Origin of the sequence: Streptomyces sp. AP-93 (assembly GCF_022808175.1) — a bacterium.
Classification (GTDB): Bacteria; Actinomycetota; Actinomycetes; order Streptomycetales; family Streptomycetaceae; genus Streptomyces.
The window spans coordinates 356,250-377,925 of the sequence record NZ_JALGBX010000003.1; the positions used below are offsets into that span (position 1 = coordinate 356,250).

The following is a 21,676-nucleotide window of genomic DNA, read 5'->3' on the forward strand; positions in this document are numbered from 1 at the left end:
GCAACCCGATGCCACGGACAATCGGCCAACTCACCCAGCGTGACCGTCCGGCCCACGAGCCGTCCGCCCCGGCGCCCGACCGGTGCGACGGACGGCCGCCAGGGCGGTGTTTCCCCTGGTGCCGGCGCCCCGGCCTGGACCGAATGAGTCATCTTCGGCGTGGCGGGGCATGGATATGAACGGCATACCGGCGAATTCCGGTCGGCGGCTCCAATTGCTCGTTGCCGCATGCTCACGGGCCACGCGAGAATTGTCTTGCTCCCGCTCGGCTCGACGGCGCTCTCCTGGGCCGTGCCGCGGCGCGCCCGCACTCCAGCTGTGCCCGTTCGCGGGCGTGTACCCGAAGGGAGGACCGTGACCTTCGGATTCGCCCCGCCCTCGACCACGTCCCTGACCACGGCCACCGGCGGCGCCAGCCGGCACGGCAGGCTGCTGGAACCCTCGGAGTGGACGGCGTCGGGCGTCCCCCTGCTGCGCAATCCGCGCGAGGTCGTCAGCGGACTGCACTCACGGCACGGCCCCGTACCGTCCACGGCGGTGATCGCCGTGCTCGGACCCGAGGAGCGGCTCGTGGCCAGCGCCTCCTTCGTTCAGCGCTCCACCGCGGCCGACGGCTGGGAGTACCGCAACGCGCTGCTCTCCCGGTTGCGCCGGGTCATTCCGCACGACCTGCGCCGGCGGACCCCGGTACGGACCGCCGTGCTGTTGTTCTGCCGCGACGGCGACGAGCACTGGACCGAGGAGGACGGCGCCTGGATGTGGGGGCTGCGGGACGCCTGCACCCTGCACGGGCTGCGCTGCGGCGCGTACATCACGCTGACCCGGGGCGGCTGGCAGGTGCTGGGCGAAGGCCGCGGCGGCCGCAGCCCCAGCTCGGACTCCCGGCCCGAGCGCCTCGGCGATGTGCCGTCCGAGTTCGCCCCGGTCGCCCTGCGCAGCGGCGGCGGAGCCGCGGAGGCCCAGCGCCGCACCGCCGCGCGCTGAGCCCGCACTGCCGGCCGCAGGCGGAGCCCGCAGGGCCCCGTACCCGAGAACGCGGAGCCAGCAGGGCCCCGTACCCGGGAACGACCAACGGCCGTACACCCGGAAACGGGCGTACGGCTGGTCAGGCCTCGGACTTCGGCAGGGCCGGCCACCGGCCCGCCCCGCCCCTCGACCGTGCGGGAGTACGGGGCGTCAGACGCCCGCCCCCAGCACGGAGTTGATCTGCTGCGGCTCGCCGCACACGATCAGGAGCGCACCGGCTCGCGCGAGCGCGACCGGCAGGGCTCCGGCGGCCGCGGCGGCCGGTCCGCCGTTGGCCGCGAAGACCACGACGGGACGGCCCGCGGCGCGCTGGACCTGCGCCGCGTCCGCGTAGAAGACGTCGTCCCGGGCATCGTGCAGCGCCCAGTACGCGGCCTCGCCGAAGGACAGCTCGTGCGCTGCCCAAGGGTGCGGGTCGCCGGTGGTGAGCACCAGGATGTCACCGGGCGCACGCCCGGTGTCGAGCAGCAGGTCCACGGCCTCTTCGGCCGCGTCCAGCGCGCCCTCGGCGGATGCCGGGATCAGCTGGACCTGCGGTACGGATGCCGAGACCGAGGGGGCGGTGGCGGCTACGGGAACGCCGGCGGCCTGAGGTTTCCGCGGGGCGGGCGGCGCGGGCCTGGGGGCGGGACGCGGACCGGGTACGGGGCGGGGGGTCTGCGCGCTGCGGCTCGCGGCCGGCGTGACGCGGGGACCCTGGGCACTCTCGTGAATCTGAGGCTCCTCGGGGGCGGGGTTGAGAGGCATGAGCTGATATCTATCAAACACCGGTGCGAAACGTACCGGTTGGTGGCACCTGCGTGCGATCAGAAATCGAAGCCGAGTTGGCCTCCGTTTTCCAGCTCCATCGATTCCTCGCTGCGCCGCACCTTCTTGAGGTGGCTCCAGCGGGGCAGCGCGTCGAGGTAGGACCAGGAGAGCCGGTGGTACGCGGTCGGACCCTGATCCTCGAGCGCCGCCCGGTGCACGGGCGAGGGATATCCGGCGTTGGCGGCGAAAGCGAAGTCCTCGATTCCGCCACCCTGTTCACCGATTTCGGCCATCATCCGGTCGCGCCGGACCTTGGCGATCACCGAGGCCGCGGCGACGGCGACGCAGGACTGGTCGCCCTTGATCACCGTCCGGACCTGCCACGGCGCACCGAGGTAGTCGTGCTTGCCGTCGAGTATCACCGCGTCGGGCCGCACGGGCAGCGCCTCCAGGGCGCGCACCGCGGCGAGGCGCAGGGCGGCGGTCATCCCGAGCTCGTCGATCTCCTCGGGGGACGAGTGGCCCAGGGCGTAGGCCGTGACCCAGTCCTCCAGGACGCCGACGAGCGCGTCACGGCGCCTGGGGGTGAGCAGTTTGGAGTCGGTGAGTCCCGCGGGCGGCCGGCGCAGACCGGTGATCGCCGCGCAGACGGTGACGGGACCGGCCCAGGCCCCTCGTCCGACTTCGTCGACCCCGGCGATGACCTTGGCGCCGGTGGTCGCTCGGAGGGAGCGTTCGACGGTGTGAGTGGGTGCTTCGTACGGCATGGCGCCAGCAAGGTTACGCCGCCCCGAGCCGCCTGCACACCCCGCCCCCTCCCCGCCGCGCCGCCGCCCCCTCCCCGCCGCGCCACGGACACCTCCGCGCCGTGCCACCCACCCCGCCCCGTCTCACACCCTGAGCAGCGGAACCATCACCCCGTCGATCATCTCGGCGATTTCCACGGCCACCCATTCACTCCCGCACACTTTCGCGCGGTACATCATCAGCGCCGGGATGACCTCGACGAGAAGCGGACCGATCGCGTCCGCACGGACGTCTCCCCGCTCGATTCCGCGGCGCACCAGCTCACCGATCAGCCCGTGCGCCGGTGCGTACAGCCCGCCCCGGACCAGGTCGCGGAACCGCTCCGCATGCGTGTGATCGCACTCGTGAATCACCGTACGCAGCGCCTGCCCGGCCCGCGCCCCATGACGTCCCGCATCCGCACGCACAGCGCGAACAGGTCCTCGCGCACCGATCCCAGGTCCGCGATCCGGCCGAGCGGCGGCAGCGGCGTCCGCAGCGCCTCGGCCACCAGGTCCGCCTTCGAGGGACGGCGCCGGTACAGCGCGGCCTTTCCCGTCTGCGCTCCCGAGGCGACGCCCTCCATGGTGAGGGCGTTCCAGCCCGTGGTGCTCGGCTGCTCCAACGCGGCATCGAGAATCGCCCGTTCGAGTTCGGATCGGCGGCTCGCTCGGCCTGTCCATCCTGGTCACCGTCTTCGGCACCGCCGGCCGCGACGAAGCCGCCCGTCAGGTCCCGGACTTCGGGGCGCACGCCGGCCAGGGACAACTGGAGGCGTTCCTGCAGTCATCGCCGCCGTGCCGATGGCGGCGATCGCGCTCCTCACCTCGCTGCTGGTGATCCGCGTGCGCGCGAGCGACCTGGAGGCCCTGAACGGAGCCGCCGCCAAGGCCGGTCCGGCCGCCTGAGCACGCAGTCCCGTACGAGGGTCCCGGCGCGGGAAACGTCCGCGCCGGGGCCCGCACGACCCTAGTACTCGACCCGGCTCCCGAAGGTCCCCAGGCTCTTGCACTGCTCGTACGAAGCGCTCACCCCGCGCTCGCTCAGGATCTGCCGGGCCCGGCGCTCCCCCAGGCTCGTCGCGTACCAGGGCCTGCGGCCGGCCTCCGCCAGGTCCCCGGCGATCCCGCGCAGGGCGCAGGAACGCCGGGGCTCGGGCAGCCGGTCCAGGGCGGGTACCGCGTCCGCCGACAGGGACTGGAAGTAGGCCAGATCGATCTTGCCGTCCCGCTCGTAGCGCGTGACGTTGCCCTCCGCGATCATCCCGTCCGGGGACATCAGTCCGAAGGCCAGTACGGCCGCCACGGCGCTCCCCGCGACCGCGCGGGGCAGCCAGCGCGCGCCGAACAGCCCGCCGGCCATGATCAGTACGATGACCAGACCGAGCCACAGCTCCACACCGGCGACCGACAGGCGCAGCCTGGTCAGCCCGTACGCGTCCACGTACAGGTCCATGCGGCGGAGCGCCGAGGCGACGACCACGAGGGTCAGCACGCAGAGCGTGCCGAGCACGACGCGCACCAGCCGCCGGTCGCCGGCTCCGTCGCGCGGGGCCCAGCGAAGGGCCAGCGCGATGACCGCAAGGGTGAGCAGGGTGGCCCAGAGCAGCTGCCAGAAGCCCTGGCGCGCGTACTCGGCGTAGGTGAGGCCGGTGGCCTCCAGGACCTTGCGGTAGCCACCGAAGAGGACGGCGAGCTGGACGGCGTTGAAGGCGGCGAAGAGCAGGTTCAGCACGATGAGCGGAAGGGCCCACTCCACCCGGGAGCGCGCCTTCCCCGGGCGCACCGCGATGCGGTCCCAGCGGGAGGGGGCGGCGGCCGCGCGGGCCACGGCGATCGCGACGAGGAGGCCGAGCGCGAAGAGCAGGAAGCGCACCGGGCCGCCCATGCCGCTGATGTCGGGGGTCAGCCCGCTCAGCAGGTCCGCGAAGGCGGCGTCGGCGGAAGCGAACAGGGTGCCGAAGAGCGCCAGCAGGACCACCGCCACCACGACGGACTTCGCCACCGGCAGCCAGCGCTCCCGGCGCCCCTCGCCGCGCGAGCGCAGCCCGCTCCAGACCCAGCGCACCCCGAGGACGGCGGAGTCGAGGAGGCCGACCGGCCCGAGCAGGATGCCGGGCCAACTGCGGCTGCCGTGCAGGGCCAGGGCGCCCGTCAGGAGCGCCGCGAACAGGGCCGTCACGGCAGGCCAGGCGGAGGCGCGCAGGGCGGGCACGGCGAGCAGCACGAGGCAGCCGAGCGCCCAGAGCGCGGTCCACGGGCGCAGCCTGCGGCCGGCCGCTCGGGCGGCCGCGTAGGCGGCGAGCAGCGCCGGGACCACCGCGAGCAGCAGGCCCGGGCCCAGCCCCTCGCCGAGGAGCAGGGAAGCGGCGATGCCGGAGGCGAGTACGGCGCCCAGCACGACGGCCGGTACGGGTCCGACGGCGGCCGGGCGCGCGGCCTCGGCCCAGGCGAGCGGGGCGATCGACCAGGCACCGGAGGCGGCGCGCTCCTTGCGCAACTGGTGGATTCGCCAGACCTTGGGATCCCATCCGGGCGGCGCGGGCGGCGCGGACCCCGCGCCGGCCTCCACACCCGCGGCCCCCGCGGCGTCCGCCGTCCCGGCCTTCTCCGCACCGGCGTTCTCCGCACCGGCCTTGTCCGCACCGGCGTTCTCCGCACCGGCCTTGTCCGCACCGGCGTTCTCTGCTGACATCGGGTTCCCCTCCCCTGTCGGCCACCCCTGCCGTCGGGCGGGGGTGGCGAAGCCGACAGAGTAGGCCGGTCACCTGCAGTTTTGAACAGGATCAAAAGATGCCTGTGGCAGGACCGTGACAAACGGAGGGGTGCGAACCGGCACGGACCGCCGCCGCCACCCCCGATACCCCACTACCCCGCCGACTCCGGCAGCCAGGCCGGCAGCGCCTCGGTACGGGCCAGCCAGGCCTGCGGCAGCACCGCGTCCCCGCGTGCGCCCAGCACTCCGCCGACGATCGCGCAGGTGGTGTCCACGTCTCCGCCCACCTGGGCGGTGGTCCAGAAGGCCCGTTCGTAGTCGTCCAGGCCCCGCGCCGCCGACCACAGGGCGAACGGCACGGTGTCGTGGGCGCTGGTGCGCCGCCCGCAGCCCAGTACGGCGGCGACGGTGGTCGCGTCGCCGTAGTCGAGCATGTCGCGCGCCCGCCGCACCCCGGCGCCCACCGCGCTCTTCGGGACGAGCGCGATCACGCCGTCCAGCAGGTCGGCGGCCTTGGGCGGCCCGGCCGGATCGGCCGCCAGCGCGGCCGCGGCGGCCACGGCCATCGCGCCGCACACCGCTTCGCGGTGCTGGTGGGTGGTGTAGGCGGAGATCTCCGCCTGGTGCGTGGCCTGCTCCGGGTCGTCGGCGTACCAGGCGCCCAGCGGGGCGACCCGCATGGCAGCGCCGTTGCCCCAGGAGCCCTGGCCGTTGAAGAGTTCCGCGGCGAGCGTGCGCCAGTCCGCGCCCTCGCGGATCAGGCGCAGCATCCGGTTCACGGCGGGCCCGTAGCCGCGGTCGAAGTCGTGGTGGTGGGCGAAGGAGGCGGCCAGGGCGTCCTGGTCCACCCGGCCGTGCCCGGCGAGCACGGCCACCACGGAGCAGGCCATCTCGGTGTCGTCGGTCCACTGCCACGGATCGCTGCCGGCGGGCAGCTCGCGCCGCTTGAGCAGCGGGTAGTTCACGGGGACGAAGTACTGGGAACCCAGTGCGTCGCCCAGGGCCAGCCCGCGGAGGCTGGCCATGGCGCGTGCGTAGCGCCCTTCGGGGGAGGAGTCAGCGGTCATCGCGCGTCACTCTAGCCGTCCAGGTCATAAGGCTCGGGTGTGGTCCACCGCTCAAACGGGCGGTCCATCCGGTACCGGCCGTCGGACCCCAGCAGGAGCACCCGGTATTCGCCGTTGCCCGGGTTGGAGAGGGCCTCGAACTCGGCCACGGACCAGTGGAACCATCGCATGCAGAACAGTCGCATCGTCAGGCCGTGCGTCACGAGCAGCACGTTCTCCGGATGGTCCGGGGCCTCGAAGCTGCGGTAGAGGCTCTCCAGGAAGGCCCCGACCCGGTCGTACACGTCCGCGCCCGACTCCCCCTGCGCGAAGCGGTAGAAGAAGTGCCCGTACGCGTCCCGGTAGGCCTTCTGCAGCCGTACGTCCTCCCGCTCCTGCCAGTTCCCCCAGTCCTGCTCGCGCAGCCTCGGCTCCTCGCGCATCCGCACGCGCGTGGGGTCCAGACGCAGCTCCCGGAAGGTCTGCAGGGTCCGGCGGTACGGGGAGACGTACGCGCTGACGTGCTCGTCCCCGAAGAGCTCGCGCAGGCGTCCGCCCGCCTCCGCGGCCTGCTCGCGCCCGGTGTGGGTCAGCCGGAGGGCGTGGTCGGGCTCCCGCTCGTACACCGTGTCATCGGCATTGCCCTCCGATTCCCCGTGCCGGACAAGGACGATGCGCCGTGGTCGAACCATTCCACGACCCTATTCGGCCACCGCCGGGCACACCGACCGGGCTCGCCGGTCGAGCCGGCTGCGGCCATACAGTCAGCTCGTCAGTCAGCTCGTCAGGCAGGTCGGCAGGCAGGTCGGCAGGCAGGTCGTCACACCGTCCAGGACGCTTCGAGGTCGACGACGTCCCCGGTGAGGGCCTCCACGTCGGCCTGGATCTGGGCGCGCAGCGACAGCCGTTCGACGCGCTCCTGCCGGTACTTCCCGTGTTCGGCCGCCGCGTGCCACATCGACAGCACCAGGAACTCACGGCCCGGGGCCTCGCCGAAGAGGCCCCGGACCATGCCGGGCGAGCCCGCCATGGCCGGGTTCCAGACCTTCTCCTGCATGAGCGCGAAATGGTCCACGCGCCCCTCCCGCACCCTGGTGTGGGCGACCCTGACGACGTCGGCGTCGGTGAAACGTGGCTCAAAACCGGTCTTCACGTCGAAGCGGTGGTCGAAGAGCGTGACCCGCGCGTCGGTGTAGGTGCCGTTCTGCGAAGCGGCCAGCCGGTCGTGCGAGCGGGCCATGAAGGAGTCGTAGAAGGAACGGCTCTCCCAGAAGGTGAAGACGTGCGCCACCCCCTGCCGGCCCCGGCTCCAGCCGCCGCCCTGCCCCCGGAATCCCGGCTCGCCCGGCAGTCCCGCCCATTTGCGCTGCCCGCGCTCGAACCCGCGTCGGTCCGTCACCGTGCAGCGAATCCACTTGACCAGCACTGCGCCATCGTACGGTCCCGGTGGGGCCCGGGTCAGTCCTCGGCGCGGTACAACCGAAGCAGTTCGTCCACGTCCCGCTCGGACAGCCGAAGTCCGAACTCCCGGACGAGCAGGGCCGGCACCTCCTCGGCCGGCACCTCCCGCCGCTCGATCCGCCCGTCGGGCAGCAGCCGGGAGAGCTCCCGCCCTACGAGGGCCAGCCGGGCGCAGTCGCCCGGGTACTGGACGATGGCCCGGGCGAGGAAGGCGGAGCGGGGGTGCGAGGAGCTGTAGTGGTTCAGCACCACGTAGTCGACGGGATGATAGGGCTGCGGGGTGAAGGCGTACAGGTCGCGCCAGGCGCCCTCGCGCCATGCGCAGAGCGCGAGGACCCCGTCCGCTTCCTCCCGGACGCGGAACACCCATTCCTCCTGCCGCACTTCGACCCCGGGGCTCGCCAGCGGGACGGGCTCCCTCGGTCCCTGCCAGCCGAACCCGGCGTCACAGAGCCACGGTTCCCCTTCGACGGTGACGACGAGGACGGCGTGCGTCACCGCGAGCAGGGAGTCCCCCCGGGTGCGGTTGCGGGCGCCGCGTCCGCAGACCGCGAAGCCGATCCGCTCCAGGGCCGCGGCCAGCAGGGTGTTCTGCTCGTAGCAGTAGCCGCCGCGGCGCTCGTGCACGAGCTTGTCCTCGACCGTCTTGACGTCCAGCCCGACGGGGCGGCCGAACAGCACGTCCAGGCTCTCGAAGGTGATCGCACCGGTGTGGGCCCGGTGTACTGCCTTCAACGTCGCGAGGTCCGCCCGGAGTTCCCCGCCGTTCCATCCGATCCTCGCCAGATAGGCGTCCAGATCCAGCTCGTCACCGCTCCACATGGCTTCCCCGCTCTACGCATCGCGACATCACGGGGCGTTCCGGCGGCCCCGCCCCCACACAATGATCACGGCGATCGCCCTGTGCGCCATCCCGTTCTTCCCCCGCCGAAGCGGAACGCGGGGACCGGCACGCGGCCGGTCCCCGCTCCTTCGATCAGTCGGTCCGATCGGCCGTCAGGCGCGGCAGCGCAGCATCTCCAGCGGCGGGTTGGCGTGGAGGTCCGCCCAGTGGTCCGCACCGAACTCGCGCAGACCTGCCTCCGACACCTCCAGCGGGACCCAGGTCAGCTCGCTGAACCCGGCCGCCTCCAGGCACTTCTCGTAGACCTCTCGGCGCGGGCGGTTGGCGACGAACGAGACCGGCGGGTCGAGCAGCGCCGTGGTCCGGACCTTCGGTCCGGTCTCGCCCTCCTCGCCGGTGAGCACGCTGCGGAAGCCGTACTTCTCCGGTGTCGGCCCGTCGAAGCGGTAGTCGGGCGACTGGTTGAGCAGGAACAACTCGGCGCCCGGCTTCAGGCTCCGGTGGATGTTGCGGCACATCCGCTCCGTGGTGGCGGTGTCCGGCGCGTAGTTGAGCAGTTGGACCGCCAGGCCGATGTCGAAGCGCTGCTCGAAGGGCCGCAGTTCGGACGCGTCCCCCACCTCGTAACGCACACCCAGCGGATGCTGCTCCTCCAGCTTCTGCGCGACGGCGACCATCTCACCGGAGATGTCGATGCCGAGCACGTCCGTGGCACCGCGCCGCTTGAACTCACGGCTGTAGAAGCCGGTGCCGGAGGCCAGGTCGAGGACCGACTTGCCGCTCACATCCCCGACCAGGGCCAGGAAGCCGGGCACCACCGCGTACTGCTCCAGAGGCAGGGCCTTGAAGCCCTCGTAGGCCTCACCTATCTCGTCGTACTGCTGTGCGCTCACTGTGCTCTCCCCCGTACTTCGTCGTCTTCAGGCCTCGGCCCCCGTCCCCGGGATGCGCCTCGGCCCCTGACGGGCAGTCTTCCCGCACTCCGGCGGACCGCCGTACTGGCAAAACCCACAAAGATCATCACTGCGTACAGGGCACAGACACGACAAAGGGGACCGGCCTTAGGCCGGTCCCCTTCGTGAAGCTGCTGGTCAGCTACCTGCGCGGGCTACGTCGGACGTCGTGTCCGACGCGATCCCGCCCCGTATCAGCTGCAGCCGCTGGTGGAGCCGCAGCCCTCGCAGATGTAGCAGGAGCCGGCGCGCTGCATCTTCGTACCGCAGGAGAAGCAGAGCGGGGCGTCGGCGGAGACGCCGAGCTGCATCTCGACCAGTTCGGCGTTGGAGTGCGCCGTCTTGGGGGCCGGGACCGCCGCGACCGCGACCGGCTTGGCGGCCGGGACGGCCGGGACCGCGACGAGCGGGGCCGCCTGGGTCAGGGACTCCGTGTCGAGCTCCTCGTCGAGGGGCTCGTAGGAACCGGTGTCCAGGTGGCGCTGGCGCTCCTCGGCGGAGTGGATGCCGAGGGCCGAGCGGGTCTCGAAGGGCAGGAAGTCGAGCGCCACGCGGCGGAAGATGTAGTCGACGATCGACTGCGCCATCCGCACGTCCGGGTCGTCCGTCATGCCGGCCGGCTCGAAGCGCATGTTCGTGAACTTCGCGACGTACGTCTCCAGCGGGACGCCGTACTGCAGGCCGACCGAGACGGCGATCGAGAAGGCGTCCATCATGCCCGCGAGGGTCGAACCCTGCTTGGACATCTTCAGGAAGACCTCGCCGAGACCGTCGTCCGGGTAGGAGTTCGCGGTCATGTAGCCCTCGGCGCCACCGACCGTGAAGGAGGTGGTGATCCCCGGGCGGCCCTTCGGGAGGCGCTTGCGGACCGGGCGGTACTCGATGACCTTCTCGACGGCCGTCCGGATGGTGTCCTCCGCCTTGGCGGTGACCTCCTCCTTCTCCTCTTCCTTCTTCTTCGCGGAGAGGGGCTGGCCGACCTTGCAGTTGTCGCGGTAGATCGCGAGCGCCTTGACGCCCAGCTTCCACGCCTCGAAGTAGATCTCCTCGATCTCCTCGACGGTCGCCGTCTCCGGCATGTTGACCGTCTTCGAGATCGCGCCGGAGATCCAGGGCTGGATCGCGGCCATCATGCGCACGTGGCCCATCGCGGAGATGGAACGCTCGCCCATCGCGCAGTCGAAGACCGAGTAGTGCTCCTGCTTCAGGCCCGGGGCGTCGACTACCACGCCGTGCTCGGCGATGTGGGCGACGATCGCCTCGATCTGCTCTTCCTGGTAGCCCATGCGGCGCAGGGCCTGCGGAACGGTGCCGTTGACGATCTGCATCGAGCCGCCGCCGACGAGCTTCTTGAACTTGACCAGGGCCAGGTCCGGCTCGACACCGGTGGTGTCACAGGACATCGCGAGACCGATGGTGCCGGTCGGCGCGAGGACGGAGGCCTGCGAGTTGCGGAAGCCGTTCTTCTCGCCGAGGCGGATCACGTCCTGCCAGGCCTCGGTGGCCGCGGCCCAGATGATGTTGTCCAGGTCCTCGGTGCGCGGCGCGACGGCGTTGGCGTCGGCGTGCTGCTTCATGACGCGCTTGTGCGACTCGGCGTTGCGGGCGTAGCCGTCGTACGGGCCGACGATCGCGGCCAGCTCGGCGGAGCGCTTGTACGCGGTACCGGTCATCAGCGAGGTGATCGACGCGGCGAGGGTGCGGCCGCCGTCCGAGTCGTACGCGTGGCCGGTCGCCATCAGCAGGGCGCCGAGGTTGGCGTAGCCGATGCCCAGCTGGCGGAAGGCGCGGGTGTTCTCGCCGATCTTCTGCGTCGGGAAGTCCGCGAAGCAGATGGAGATGTCCATCGCGGTGATGACCAGCTCGACGACCTTGGAGAAGCGCTCGGCGTCGAAGGACTGGTTGCCCTTGCCGTCGTCGTCGAGGAACTTCATCAGGTTCAGCGAGGCGAGGTTGCAGGACGTGTTGTCCAGGTGCATGTACTCGCTGCACGGGTTGGACGCGGTGATGCGGCCGGACTCGGGGCAGGTGTGCCAGTTGTTGATCACACCGTCGTACTGGATGCCCGGGTCGGCACAGGCCCACGCGGCCTCGGCGAGCTTGCGGAAGAGCGACTTGGCGTCGACCGTCTCGATGACCTCGCCGGTCATGCGGGCGCGCAGGCCGAACTCGGTGCCGTTCTCGACGGCCGTCATGAACTCGTCGTTCACGCGGACGGAGTTGTTGGCGTTCTGGTACTGGACGGACGTGATGTCGTCGCCGCCCAGGTCCATGTCGAAGCCCGCGTCGCGCAGGGCGCGGATCTTCTCCTCTTCCTTCACCTTGGTCGCGATGAAGTCCTCGACGTCCGGGTGGTCCACGTCCAGGACGACCATCTTGGCCGCGCGGCGGGTGGCGCCGCCCGACTTGATCGTTCCGGCGGACGCGTCGGCGCCGCGCATGAAGGAGACCGGGCCGGAGGCGTTGCCGCCGGAGGAGAGGAGCTCCTTGGAGGAGCGGATGCGGGAGAGGTTCAGGCCGGCTCCGGAGCCGCCCTTGAAGATCATGCCCTCTTCCTTGTACCAGTCGAGGATCGACTCCATGGAGTCGTCGACGGCCAGGATGAAGCAGGCGGAGACCTGCTGCGGCTGGGGCGTGCCGACGTTGAACCACACCGGCGAGTTGAAGCTGAAGATCTGGTGCAGGAGCGCGTAGGTCAGCTCGTGCTCGAAGATCTCCGCGTCGGCGGGCGACGTGAAGTAGTCGAAGTCCTCGCCGGCCTTCGTGTACGTCTTCACGATCCGGTCGATGAGCTGCCTCAGACCGGTCTCGCGCTGCGGGCTGCCGACCGCACCGCGGAAGTACTTGCTGGTGACGATGTTGACCGCGTTCACCGACCAGAAGTCGGGGAACTCGACGCCGTACTGCTCGAAGTTGACCGAGCCGTCGCGCCAGTTGGTCATGACGACGTCGCGGCGCGCCCAGGTCACCTCGTCGTACGGGTGCACGCCCGGGGTGGTGTGGATGCGCTCGATACGCAGGCCGCTCTTGGCAGTCTTGGTGCCCTTGGCGCGGGAACCTCGTGCCGAGCTGCTCGCCGTCTCTGTCATGCCGTTCCTCCCAATGCGGGCAAAACGCCCTAAAGTGCCAGCGATATTCCGCGGCACGGTGCTGTGTGTCTTGTATCTACGTCTTCTTCGCCAGACCCACCGGCCGTTCCCACGCACGTACGGCGCGGAACGGGCCGTCCGGTCAGTCGGCGGCGGAGGCGGGCACGGGGACCGGAGCGGTCCCACCGGGCTCGCACTCTTCGGGGTGAGGCCGCGGCACGCGGAGTTCCGCGATGGCGGTCTCGAAGTCTTCGAGTGTGTCGAACGCCTTGTAAACGGACGCGAACCGGAGGTACGCGACCAGATCGAGCTCCTGCAACGGGCCGAGTATGGCCAGACCCACGTCGTGGGTGGTCAGCTCGGCGCTCCCGGTGGCGCGCAGCGCCTCCTCGACCCGCTGGCCGAGTTTGGCGAGGGCGTCCTCGGTGACCGGCCGCCCCTGGCACGCCTTGCGCACGCCGGAGATGACCTTGGTACGGCTGAAGGGTTCGGTCACCCCGCTGCGCTTGATCACCATCAGTGAGGCCGTCTCCACCGTCGTGAAGCGACGGGAGCAGTCGGGGCACTGGCGGCGCCGGCGGATCGACGTGCCGTCGTCGGTGGTGCGACTGTCGACGACACGGCTGTCGGGGTGCCTGCAGAAGGGGCAGTGCATGGTTCCCTCACCCTCCTCTTGGCACGACTGAATCACCTCGTGAGACCCCTGAACGGCAGAGTCGAAGCTCTGTCGGAGGCTCTCGAAGCAGCCACAAGCATATGCGATGTCGGGGACCCCGGCAGACCGAGGACCACAACTTCTGGGTGGCAGCGCTCATCCAACCACTAGATCTTGGGTTGTGGTGGATTTACACCGCTCCGCGTGTCGCGGTGTCCGATGGCCGGATGACAGGCCTCTCGGTGCCACACTGGGCGCGGGCCCGGACGGTGGCGACCCGACCCGGAAGGGTACCGTAAGCAGTGGCTCCGCAGCCGAACCCCCATTCGGTCCGGATCACCCATCGGCGGTCCACGCAGCGGTCCATACACCTCACGAAGTGAACACGGTGGGTGATCTCCGATTTTTCACTCGAACGTGTGTTTGGCGCAACCTTTCGAAAGCAACTACCGTTGTCCAGCTAGGGAGAACATTTCGAGAGGGGCCGACGTGACCACCACCGCAGACAGTGCCACCATCACTGCCCAGAACCGCTCCCAGAGCCGACTTGAGCCGGTGCATGCCATGAATGACGCAAGTCTGAACCCGGAGGCGGAGCCCGTACGCCCCGCACGCTCGCTGCCAGGGCGACCTCCAGGCATCCGCGCCGACAGCTCCGGGCTCACGGACCGGCAGCGGAGGGTCATCGAGGTAATCCGCGACTCGGTGCAGCGGCGCGGTTACCCGCCGTCGATGCGGGAGATCGGCCAGGCCGTCGGCCTGTCCAGCACGTCTTCGGTCGCGCACCAGCTGATGGCCCTGGAGCGCAAGGGCTTCCTGCGCCGTGACCCCCACCGCCCCCGGGCGTATGAGGTACGGGGCTCCGACCAGCCCAGCTCGCAGCCCACGGACACCACGGGCAAGCCCGCGGCCTCCTACGTCCCCCTGGTCGGCCGGATCGCGGCCGGTGGCCCGATCCTCGCCGAGGAGTCGGTGGAGGACGTGTTCCCCCTCCCCCGCCAGCTCGTCGGCGACGGCGAACTGTTCTGCCTCAAGGTCGTCGGCGACTCCATGATCGAGGCCGCGATCTGTGACGGCGACTGGGTCACGGTCCGTCGTCAGCCCGTCGCGGAAAACGGGGACATCGTCGCCGCCATGCTCGACGGCGAGGCCACGGTGAAGCGTTTCAAGCGCGAGGACGGCCATGTCTGGCTGCTCCCCCACAACGCCGCCTACCAGCCGATCCCCGGCGACGAGGCCACCATCCTCGGCAAGGTCGTGGCCGTACTGCGCCGGCTCTGATCGCCTGCGCCCCCATCCAGCTCCGGGACCTACTGCGCCGGTCCCGGAGCTGCTTTGCGTCCCCCCTTTGCGGCTAAACCGCCGCCGCTCTCGCGGACGTGGTTGCTCGCCGCTTGGGTTGCTCAATTGATGGTTGCTGCTCGTGCTCCCACAACTACTTCGCGTCGGCCTGTGCGGCGGCGTCGATCGCGGCGAGCGAGCGGCGGACCTGATTGCGGTCCGTGGTGTACCAGAAGTCCGGCAGCGTGGCCCGCAGGAAGCTCCCGTACCGGGCCGTGGCCAGCCGGGGGTCCAGGACCGCGACGACACCCTTGTCGCCGGTGGCCCGTACGAGCCGGCCCGCGCCCTGGGCCATGAGCAGGGCCGCGTGCGTCGCCGCGACGGACATGAAGCCGTTCCCACCGCGCTCCTCGACCGCCTTCTGCCGAGCGCTCATCAGCGGGTCGTCGGGACGCGGGAACGGGATCCTGTCCATGACCACCAGCTGACAGCTGGGCCCCGGCACATCCACCCCCTGCCACAGCGACAGGGTCCCGAACAGGCAGGTCTTCGGGTCGGCGGCGAAGGCCTTGATCAGCTCGCCGAGCGTCTCCTCGCCTTGGAGCAGGATCGGGTTGTCGAGCCGGCCGCGCAGCTCCTCGGCGGCGGCCTTCGCGCCGCGCATGGAGGAGAACAGTCCGAGGGTGCGGCCGCCCGCCGCCTCGATCAGCTCGGCGAGCTCGTCCACCATGTCGCCGCGGGTTCCCTCGCGGCCGGGGGTGGCCAGGTGCTTGGCGACGTAGAGGATGCCCTGCTTGGGATAGTCGAAGGGCGAGCCGACGTCCAGGCCCTTCCACTGCGGCACGTCCTCGCCCTCGACGCCTTCCGGGGACAGGCCCATCGACGCGGCGACCCCGTTGAAGTCACCGCCGAGCTTGAGGGTCGCGGACGTCAGGACCACCGAGCGCTCCGCGAACAGCTTCTCGCGCAGCAAGCCGGACACCGAGAGCGGAGCGACCCGCAGGGTGGCGCCGAAGCGGTCGTGGCGTTCGTACCAGACCACGTCGTACTCGGAGCCGGCCACGATCCGCTCCGCCACCCCGTGCACGCTCTCCACCGCGGCGAGCGCCTGCTTGCGGACGGCGTCCTCGTCGTGGACGGACTTGTCGCGGGTGTTGCCGATCGCCGAGATCACGCTGCGCGAGGCGTCCCGCAGGGCCATCAGCGCGTAGCCGAGGTCCTCGGGGATCTCCTCCAGGCGGCCGGGGAGGGCCAGCTCCATGACCCGCTCGAAGGTCTCGGACGCGGTCTGCAGGGAGTCGGCGGTCTTCTCGTCGACCAGCTTCGCCGCGCGCTTCACGGCGCGGTTGACCTGGCCCGGGGTGAGCTCTCCCGTGGCGACCCCGGTCACCCGGGACACCAGCTCGTGGGCCTCGTCGACGATCAGCACCTCGTGCTGCGGGAGCACCGGGGCGCCCTCGATCGCGTCGATGGCGAGAAGTGCGTGATTGGTGACGACCACGTCCGCGAGCTTGGCCCGCTCGCGGGCGGCCTCGGCGAAGCACTCCGCTCCGTACGCGCACTTCGTGGCGCCCAGGCATTCGCGGGAGGAGACGGAGATCTGCGCCCAGGCCTTGTCGGAGACACCCGGGGTGAGGTCGTCGCGGTCGCCCGTCTCGGTCTCGTCCGCCCAGTCGCGCAGCCGCAGCAGGTCCTGCCCCAGCTTGCTGGTCGGGGTGGCCGCCTCGAACTGGTCGAAGAGGCCCTCCTCCTCGTCCTGCGGGGCGCCCTCGTGCAGACGGTGCAGGCACAGGTAGTTGGAGCGGCCCTTGAGCATGGCGAACTGCGGGCGGCGGCGGAGCTGCGGATGCAGCGCCTCCACCGTCCGGGGCAGGTCGCGCTCGACGAGCTGGCGCTGGAGGGCCAGCGTCGCCGTGGCCACGACCACGCGCTCGCCGTGCGCGAGGGCCGGCACCAGGTAGCCCAGGGACTTACCGGTGCCGGTACCCGCCTGGATGAGGCGGTGGGAGTTGTCGTCGATCGCTTCGGCGACGGCTTCGGCCATGGCCACCTGGCCGGGGCGCTCCGTGCCGCCGACGGCGGAGACGGCGGCGTGCAGCAGGTCGGGGAGGGAGGGCTTCGTCATAGCACTGCCAACCCTACGGGGCCCCGCCGACAGTGACCGCACCGGCGAGCGGTCATGACCGGTGGAGGGGGTTCGGCACGGTCCCGTACCGGACGGCGTGCGGGCGGTCGGGGCGGTCGCGGTAGCCGTCCTCGTAGAGACGGTTCCTGTTGAGACAGAGCCTCCCGATGCGTTCGCCGAGGAGGTCGAAGAGCTCGTAGCGCTCCTTGAGCTCCGGGAAACGGGCCTGGTGGCGGAGGATCTCCGCCCGCACGAGGGACCAGAACGTGTCCTCCGCGACCCCGAGCCGGTCCTCGCAGAGGGCGGAGAGGTAGCGGAAGACGCCGACGAAGAGCCCGGAGTGGATGAACTGGGGCAGGAAGTCCGCGGGCTCGGTGAGCAGGACCGCACGGACCTCGTCGGGCATGGCCGCCAGCTCGGGCAGCGGTTCGGCGCTGATGTTGACGTCGTCCACGAAGTCCTTGACCGCGAGCCGGACCGGGACGTCGTGCTCGTCGAAGATCACGACGGCGTTCTCGCCGTGCGGGGAGAAGACGGTGCCGTAGCGGTAGAGGAAGCGGAGCAGCGGAGGCAGCAGGGCGGCGAAGAGGCGCTGGAGCCAGACGGTGGGGGTCAGGCCGGAGCGGGCGACGAGCTCGGCGGTGAAGGACCGGCCGCGGGGATCGACGTGCAGGAGCGAGGAGAGGGTGCGGGCCCGCTCGCCGGGGGCGAGGTGTCCGGTCAGCGGCTCGCGCCAGATCGCGCCGAGGAGCTCCTTGTACTGGTACGGGACTTCGGGGAGCGCGTCGTAGACGGGGTGGCGGACCGTGACGGAGGCGACCTCGCCCAGCAGGATCACCCCGCATTCCTCGCGGAGGAAGGCATCGCCGTCGCGCAGGGAGTGGATCCAGGCGGTGACGGCGGGCGCCGCGAGGGCCAGGTCCGAGGGGAGGCCGCGCCAGACCATCGTGTTGAAGATCGAGAGCGGCAGTTTGACGCTGTGGCGGTCGGGGCGGGTGAGGTTGAGGAAGGTCCGGATCGACTGCTGGGGGAGGCGGAGGTCGGGGTCGGCGGGGAGCGGGACCAGGGTGCCCGCGGCGAGGGCCGGCGCGAAGAGGGGCAGGACGACCTCGTCCCATTGCCAGGGGTGGACGGGGAGGTAGAGGTAGCCGAGCGGGTCGAGGCCGCGGTCGCGCAGGGTCCGGTCGAAGAGGGCGCGGGTGACGGGGTCGAGCTCGGCGGAGTAGAGCCGGGCGGGGTCTTCGAGGCCGGCGGTGCCGCGGTAGTGCGCGAGGGAGGTGTGCGCGGCGAGCCAGGGCAGGCGCTGGGCGGTGCGGGCCTCGGGTGCCCAGGCGGTGGTGTCGGAGGCGGAGAGTCCGATCCGCCCCTTGTTGAGGACGAGCCAGGGGTGGCCGGTCTGGTGGCCCTCGAGGGCCGCGTAGTCGAGGTCCGCGAGGACGTCCGCGGTCAGCGCGGTGTGATCGATGCGGGCGTCGGCCGCGAGCGTGGCGCTGAGCTCGCGGACGAGGTGACCGAGGGTGGCACCGTCGAGAGCGAGGAGCGTGCGCGCGCGGATGAGGAAGGCGTACGGGTCCCCGAAGGCGGTCGGCGACCCGGATTCGGCGGGCTGCGGGGTGAGGGTGATCGTGTCGGGTGCGACGTGCCAGCTGCCGTACGAGCGGCGGCGGGCCCGGAAGCCGAGGCTGCTGCCGTCGTCGAGGGTCAGCGTCCAGGCGTCACCGGAGGCGGCCGGGGCGGGGACCGGGGTGATGATCTCCTCGTACGCGAACTCGCCGAGCATCTTGGCGAGCAGGCGGCGAGCGGCGAAATCCCAGGTGGGACGGTTCAGTTCGGGCGGTGTGCACGGGTGCTGGGGCGACGGGGGCACGGTGTCGGGGAAGTGCGGGCCTGGGGAGTCGGGGGCTGCGGAGAAATTCTGCACGGGACTCCTCGGGATCGGGAACTTTGCTGCGTGGCGCAGAGTTTTCGAGGTGAGAGGTACGGGAAGTGAAGAGATGTGCGGGAACGGCCTGGAGGTACGGGACGTGCGGGGCGGCAGTCAGAGGAGATTGCGCAGCGCCCGCTCCCGGATCATCAAGGCGGCTCGCTTGCCGGGCAGTTCGATTTCGGCGGGGCAGCGGAAGCCGGAGTTCAGGAAGGCTGATACGGAGGGGGTGTTGCGGATGTCCGGTTCGGCGATGACCCGCATGCAGCGGGGGCGGTTGTCGAGCACCAGGTCGGCGACGGCGCGCAGGAGCTCGGTGCCCAGACCTCGGCCGCGGTTCGTGCCGTCTCCGATGAGCAGGTGGATACCCGTGTCGTGGGGGCGCGCCGGGTAGTGCGCGGCGAGCGGGTCGAGGTCGGCCCGGTAGATCTCCCAGTAGCTCATCGGCGTGCCGTCGAGGAGGCCGAGACACGGGATGCTGCGGCTGCCCCCGGTCAGCTGTGCCCATACGTGGGCGGCGGTGACGGCGGCGGGGCCGGCGAGTCCCCAATAGGCGTCCACCTGCGGGTCGTTCATCCAGGCGGTGAGCAGCTTCAGGTCGCGGCGCAGCCGTACGGGTTCGAGGCTGAAGACGCCGGACCGCGTCGTGACGCCGCCCCAGGCCGCCGGGGAGTCGAGGAGATCGGCCTCGGCGAGCTGGGGCAGCGACTCGGCGCTGAGACGCGGCGCGGCGGTGCGGAGCTCATCGGTGAGGAGCACGCCGGTGTGGAAGTCGGTGGAGGGCATCGGTGGCTCTTCTCCGTTGCTGTGGGGACGCGTCATTCGTGAAGGGGGTTGGCGATGGTGACGTAGACGGACTGGGTGTCGACGGGGCCGACGAGCTCGTCCAGGCCTCCGAGGCGGGTGAGCAGATTCGCCTTGCAGCGCAGGGTGGGCGAGTCGAGCAGCCTCTCGGGGAGCGGGCCGAGGCCCGTGGCCTTGCCGAGGAATCGACGGAAGGCGGCCAGCAGGACGCGTTCGTCGGCGAGCCGCTGGGATCCGAAGGCTCCGATGAGACCGAGCACGTTGTTGATGCCGAGGTAGTAGGCGAAGCGCTCGTCGGTGACGGCGTCGGAGACGAAGGTGTCGCTCGTGGCGCCGATTCCGGGGAGCCGGCGCTCCAGTTCCGCGCGGCGGGAGGCGCGGAAGTAGTAGCCCTGGTTGTCGCGGTAGCGGCCGCCGACCGGCCAGCCGGCCGGGTCGAGGAGGACCAGCGTGTTCTGCTGGTGCGCTTCGAGGGCGATGCCGGCGAGCGCGTCGAAGGCGAGGACCGGCAGGACGACGTGTTCGAGGTAGCGCAGGAACCACTCGGCGGCGACGGCGGAGGTCGTCCGCCCGGTGGTGGTGGCGAGGCGCGAGACGGTCTCGGCGAGGCGGGAGCTCATGGTGGCCCGCCCGGGCCACGGGCGCGGTGCGGTGAGTGCGGCGACGCAGAGGGCGTCGTCGCCCGGTCGGAAGGGGTTGTGACGCAGCAGGACGTCGAGTCCGGGGACGGGGCCGTCGTCCGGGGTGTCGACGGCGACCCAGGCGGGATCGCGGACGATGTCGAAGCCGGGGTGGGCGGCCTGCCACCGCTCGGCGAGTCCGGTGCGGAGCAGTCGGTGCACCTCGATGCCGCGGTGCAGTTCCTTGCGGAGGTTCTCGCGGCGGGAGTTGGTGATGCGCAGGCCCAAGGAGAGCTTGAGCATCGCGGGGGCGCCGGGCTGGTGGACGGTGCGGATGGAGGAGGTCGGGTACCAGGGGGCGCCGTACGGGCCCAGGTCGTGGAGGAGTCCCGCATCGCGGAGGGCGGCGACCGCGGGGCGCTGGAGCAGGTCGCGGACCTGCCAGGGGTGAAGGGGAAGGGGGGTGGCGCCGTCGGGCACCGGGAGGCCGGGGGCGAGGCGGCCCAGCAGCCGGGCGGCGGAGACCGGGCGGCCGCGTTCGGTCCAGGCGGAGTCGGTGGCGAGGGCGGCGGGTTCGACCGCCACCCAGTGCAGGGGGAAGGAGCCGTGGAGTTCGGGTGAGTAGCGGCGCACTTCGGCTTCGGAGAGCCCTTCGCGGCTCTTCGGGGTCGGGTGGAGCGGGTGGCCGAGGAGGAGGGACTGTTCGGCGGTGAGGAACCGGTCCGCGGCGACGGGGCCGGGTGCGGCCGGGCGTTGGCGGCGGTCGCTGATGAACTCGGCGGTCCGGCGCACCGAGTCGGCGACCCGGCCGACGAGGTCGGCGCTGCCGGGGTCGCCGGGGCCGCCGTCGCTGGGGGCGCCGGTTCCGGGGCCGCCGTCGCCTTCGCGGGCGATCAGTGCCGCGAGGGTGACCGCGTCCACGGCGGGGGCGCCGGCGAGTACGCCTTCGATGCGGGCCGGGCCGAAGCGGTGCCAGCCGGCCGCGGACCAGTATCGGACGGCGACGAGCAGGGCGGCGCCCGATGCGGGGAGGGGGATGCGCAGGACGGGGCCGACGGGCTGTTCGAGTCCGGTCTCGCGGACCCAGCAGCGCAGCAGGTTCTCCACCGAGGCGGCCTCGGCGGCGACCCTGGGGTCGGGATGGTCCAAGGGGTCCGCCGCTCCCGCGCGGGGCCGGGCGGTGCCGTCCTTCTGCCGTGGCACCGCGGCGGGTGCCTGCGACTCGGCCGCCCACCAGGGCATGCCCGCGGCCGGCATGCCCGGGAAGGCGCCGGCAGGACCGGTGCAGCCGTCCCCCGGCGACGCGGACGCTGCGGCCCGCTCCCCCGGTTCGGCTGCGCCGGGTCGCGGGGCCTCAGCGTCCTGGGCGGCGATGGGCGCGGTGGTGGAACCGAAGGCCGAAGGGGCCACCTCGGAAGGCCCCTTGGGCACGGCATTGCCCTGCCCCCCCGAGGGCAGCCCGTCCGAACCCCCCGGGCCGGGCGGCGCCGAGTCGGCCGAGGAGCCGGCGCCCGGGCCCGGGCCGGGCGACGCTCCCCGAGCCTCCGCCCCGGGAAGCCCGGCGCGGGCGTCCGCGGACCCCTCGGCCGGCATACCC

Annotated in this window: 16 protein-coding genes and 1 pseudogene; 2 read left to right on the plus strand and 15 right to left on the minus strand. The window is 71.7% G+C overall.

The genetic code is table 11. The features are described from left to right. The first annotated feature begins 354 nt into the window (after positions 1-354). Entirely contained in the window at positions 355-984 is a 630-nt protein-coding gene (locus tag MTF69_RS07440) for a hypothetical protein (RefSeq protein ID WP_243331779.1), read from the plus strand. Between the two features lie 192 nt (positions 985-1,176). Here the strand turns inward: MTF69_RS07440 and MTF69_RS07445 are convergent, their stop codons facing one another. From MTF69_RS07445 to nrdR, 11 genes and pseudogenes are all read right to left on the minus strand, one after another. After that, a complete protein-coding gene (locus tag MTF69_RS07445) occupies positions 1,177-1,773 on the minus strand; it encodes a hypothetical protein (protein WP_243331781.1) in 597 nt (198 codons plus the stop codon). Positions 1,774-1,832: 59 nt separating this feature from the next. Continuing rightward, a complete protein-coding gene (locus MTF69_RS07450) occupies positions 1,833-2,543 on the minus strand; it encodes a ribonuclease HII (protein ID WP_243331783.1) in 711 nt (236 codons plus the stop codon). A 123-nt stretch (positions 2,544-2,666) separates the two neighbouring features. After that, a pseudogene (locus MTF69_RS07455) lies at positions 2,667-3,202 on the minus strand (TetR/AcrR family transcriptional regulator). A gap of 329 nt (positions 3,203-3,531) precedes the next feature. After that, positions 3,532-5,256 carry a DUF4173 domain-containing protein gene (locus tag MTF69_RS07465; protein WP_243331784.1) on the minus strand — a complete coding sequence of 575 codons (1,725 nt, stop codon included), beginning with the start codon at positions 5,254-5,256 and terminating at the stop codon, positions 3,532-3,534. Between the two features lie 173 nt (positions 5,257-5,429). Beyond that, the gene (locus tag MTF69_RS07470; protein WP_243331786.1) at positions 5,430-6,344 is read right to left on the minus strand and encodes an ADP-ribosylglycohydrolase family protein; all 915 of its coding nucleotides are present in this window, start codon (positions 6,342-6,344) and stop codon (positions 5,430-5,432) included. 11 nt (positions 6,345-6,355) lie between these two features. Further along, entirely contained in the window at positions 6,356-7,015 is a 660-nt protein-coding gene (locus MTF69_RS07475) for a histidine phosphatase family protein (RefSeq protein WP_243331788.1), read from the minus strand. A gap of 128 nt (positions 7,016-7,143) precedes the next feature. Further along, complete coding sequence (locus MTF69_RS07480; protein WP_243331790.1) at positions 7,144-7,749, minus strand: YdbC family protein; 606 nt, start codon at positions 7,747-7,749, stop codon at positions 7,144-7,146. Positions 7,750-7,781: 32 nt separating this feature from the next. Continuing rightward, positions 7,782-8,606, minus strand: coding sequence for an arylamine N-acetyltransferase (locus MTF69_RS07485; RefSeq protein WP_243331792.1), 825 nt, complete (start codon positions 8,604-8,606; stop codon positions 7,782-7,784). A 174-nt stretch (positions 8,607-8,780) separates the two neighbouring features. Then, complete coding sequence (locus MTF69_RS07490) at positions 8,781-9,521, minus strand: class I SAM-dependent methyltransferase (protein ID WP_243331793.1); 741 nt, start codon at positions 9,519-9,521, stop codon at positions 8,781-8,783. A gap of 254 nt (positions 9,522-9,775) precedes the next feature. After that, positions 9,776-12,670 (minus strand): vitamin B12-dependent ribonucleotide reductase, encoded by a 2,895-nt coding sequence (locus tag MTF69_RS07495; RefSeq protein WP_243331795.1) that lies wholly within the window; start codon positions 12,668-12,670, stop codon positions 9,776-9,778. A 142-nt stretch (positions 12,671-12,812) separates the two neighbouring features. Beyond that, the gene (gene nrdR / locus MTF69_RS07500) at positions 12,813-13,325 is read right to left on the minus strand and encodes a transcriptional regulator NrdR (RefSeq protein WP_214953276.1); all 513 of its coding nucleotides are present in this window, start codon (positions 13,323-13,325) and stop codon (positions 12,813-12,815) included. A gap of 489 nt (positions 13,326-13,814) precedes the next feature. On the opposite strand from nrdR, the gene lexA reads away from it, so the two are divergent. After that, a complete protein-coding gene (gene lexA, locus MTF69_RS07505; RefSeq protein ID WP_243331797.1) occupies positions 13,815-14,606 on the plus strand; it encodes a transcriptional repressor LexA in 792 nt (263 codons plus the stop codon). 154 nt (positions 14,607-14,760) lie between these two features. Here the strand turns inward: lexA and MTF69_RS07510 are convergent, their stop codons facing one another. The 4 genes from MTF69_RS07510 to MTF69_RS07525 form a co-directional block, all read right to left on the minus strand. Further along, positions 14,761-16,731: an ATP-dependent DNA helicase gene (locus MTF69_RS07510; protein ID WP_243331800.1), complete on the minus strand. Its 1,971-nt coding sequence runs from the start codon at positions 16,729-16,731 to the stop codon at positions 14,761-14,763. A 52-nt stretch (positions 16,732-16,783) separates the two neighbouring features. After that, positions 16,784-18,652, minus strand: a complete 1,869-nt coding sequence (locus MTF69_RS07515) for an IucA/IucC family siderophore biosynthesis protein (RefSeq protein ID WP_374322361.1) — start codon at positions 18,650-18,652, stop codon at positions 16,784-16,786. Between the two features lie 117 nt (positions 18,653-18,769). Continuing rightward, the gene (locus MTF69_RS07520; protein ID WP_279345470.1) at positions 18,770-19,441 is read right to left on the minus strand and encodes a GNAT family N-acetyltransferase; all 672 of its coding nucleotides are present in this window, start codon (positions 19,439-19,441) and stop codon (positions 18,770-18,772) included. A gap of 32 nt (positions 19,442-19,473) precedes the next feature. Continuing rightward, on the minus strand, positions 19,474-21,336 hold the full coding sequence (locus MTF69_RS07525; RefSeq protein ID WP_243331928.1) for an IucA/IucC family protein: 1,863 nt from the start codon (positions 21,334-21,336) through the stop codon (positions 19,474-19,476). Positions 21,337-21,676 lie beyond the last annotated feature (340 nt).

What these genes read in the sequence shown, in the direction of transcription:
- MTF69_RS07445 (WP_243331781.1), bottom strand. Translation starts at nt 1,773, where the DNA reads ATGCCTCTCAACCCCGCCCCCGAGGAGCCTCAGATTCACGAGAGTGCC.
- MTF69_RS07450 (WP_243331783.1), bottom strand. Translation starts at nt 2,543, where the DNA reads ATGCCGTACGAAGCACCCACTCACACCGTCGAACGCTCCCTCCGAGCG.
- MTF69_RS07465 (WP_243331784.1), bottom strand. Translation starts at nt 5,256, where the DNA reads ATGTCAGCAGAGAACGCCGGTGCGGACAAGGCCGGTGCGGAGAACGCC.
- MTF69_RS07470 (WP_243331786.1), bottom strand. Translation starts at nt 6,344, where the DNA reads ATGACCGCTGACTCCTCCCCCGAAGGGCGCTACGCACGCGCCATGGCC.
- MTF69_RS07475 (WP_243331788.1), bottom strand. Translation starts at nt 7,015, where the DNA reads ATGGTTCGACCACGGCGCATCGTCCTTGTCCGGCACGGGGAATCGGAG.
- MTF69_RS07485 (WP_243331792.1), bottom strand. Translation starts at nt 8,606, where the DNA reads ATGTGGAGCGGTGACGAGCTGGATCTGGACGCCTATCTGGCGAGGATC.
- MTF69_RS07495 (WP_243331795.1), bottom strand. Translation starts at nt 12,670, where the DNA reads ATGACAGAGACGGCGAGCAGCTCGGCACGAGGTTCCCGCGCCAAGGGC.
- nrdR (WP_214953276.1), bottom strand. Translation starts at nt 13,325, where the DNA reads ATGCACTGCCCCTTCTGCAGGCACCCCGACAGCCGTGTCGTCGACAGT.
- MTF69_RS07510 (WP_243331800.1), bottom strand. Translation starts at nt 16,731, where the DNA reads ATGACGAAGCCCTCCCTCCCCGACCTGCTGCACGCCGCCGTCTCCGCC.
- MTF69_RS07520 (WP_279345470.1), bottom strand. Translation starts at nt 19,441, where the DNA reads ATGCCCTCCACCGACTTCCACACCGGCGTGCTCCTCACCGATGAGCTC.
- MTF69_RS07525 (WP_243331928.1), bottom strand. Translation starts at nt 21,336, where the DNA reads ATGCCGGCCGCGGGCATGCCCTGGTGGGCGGCCGAGTCGCAGGCACCC.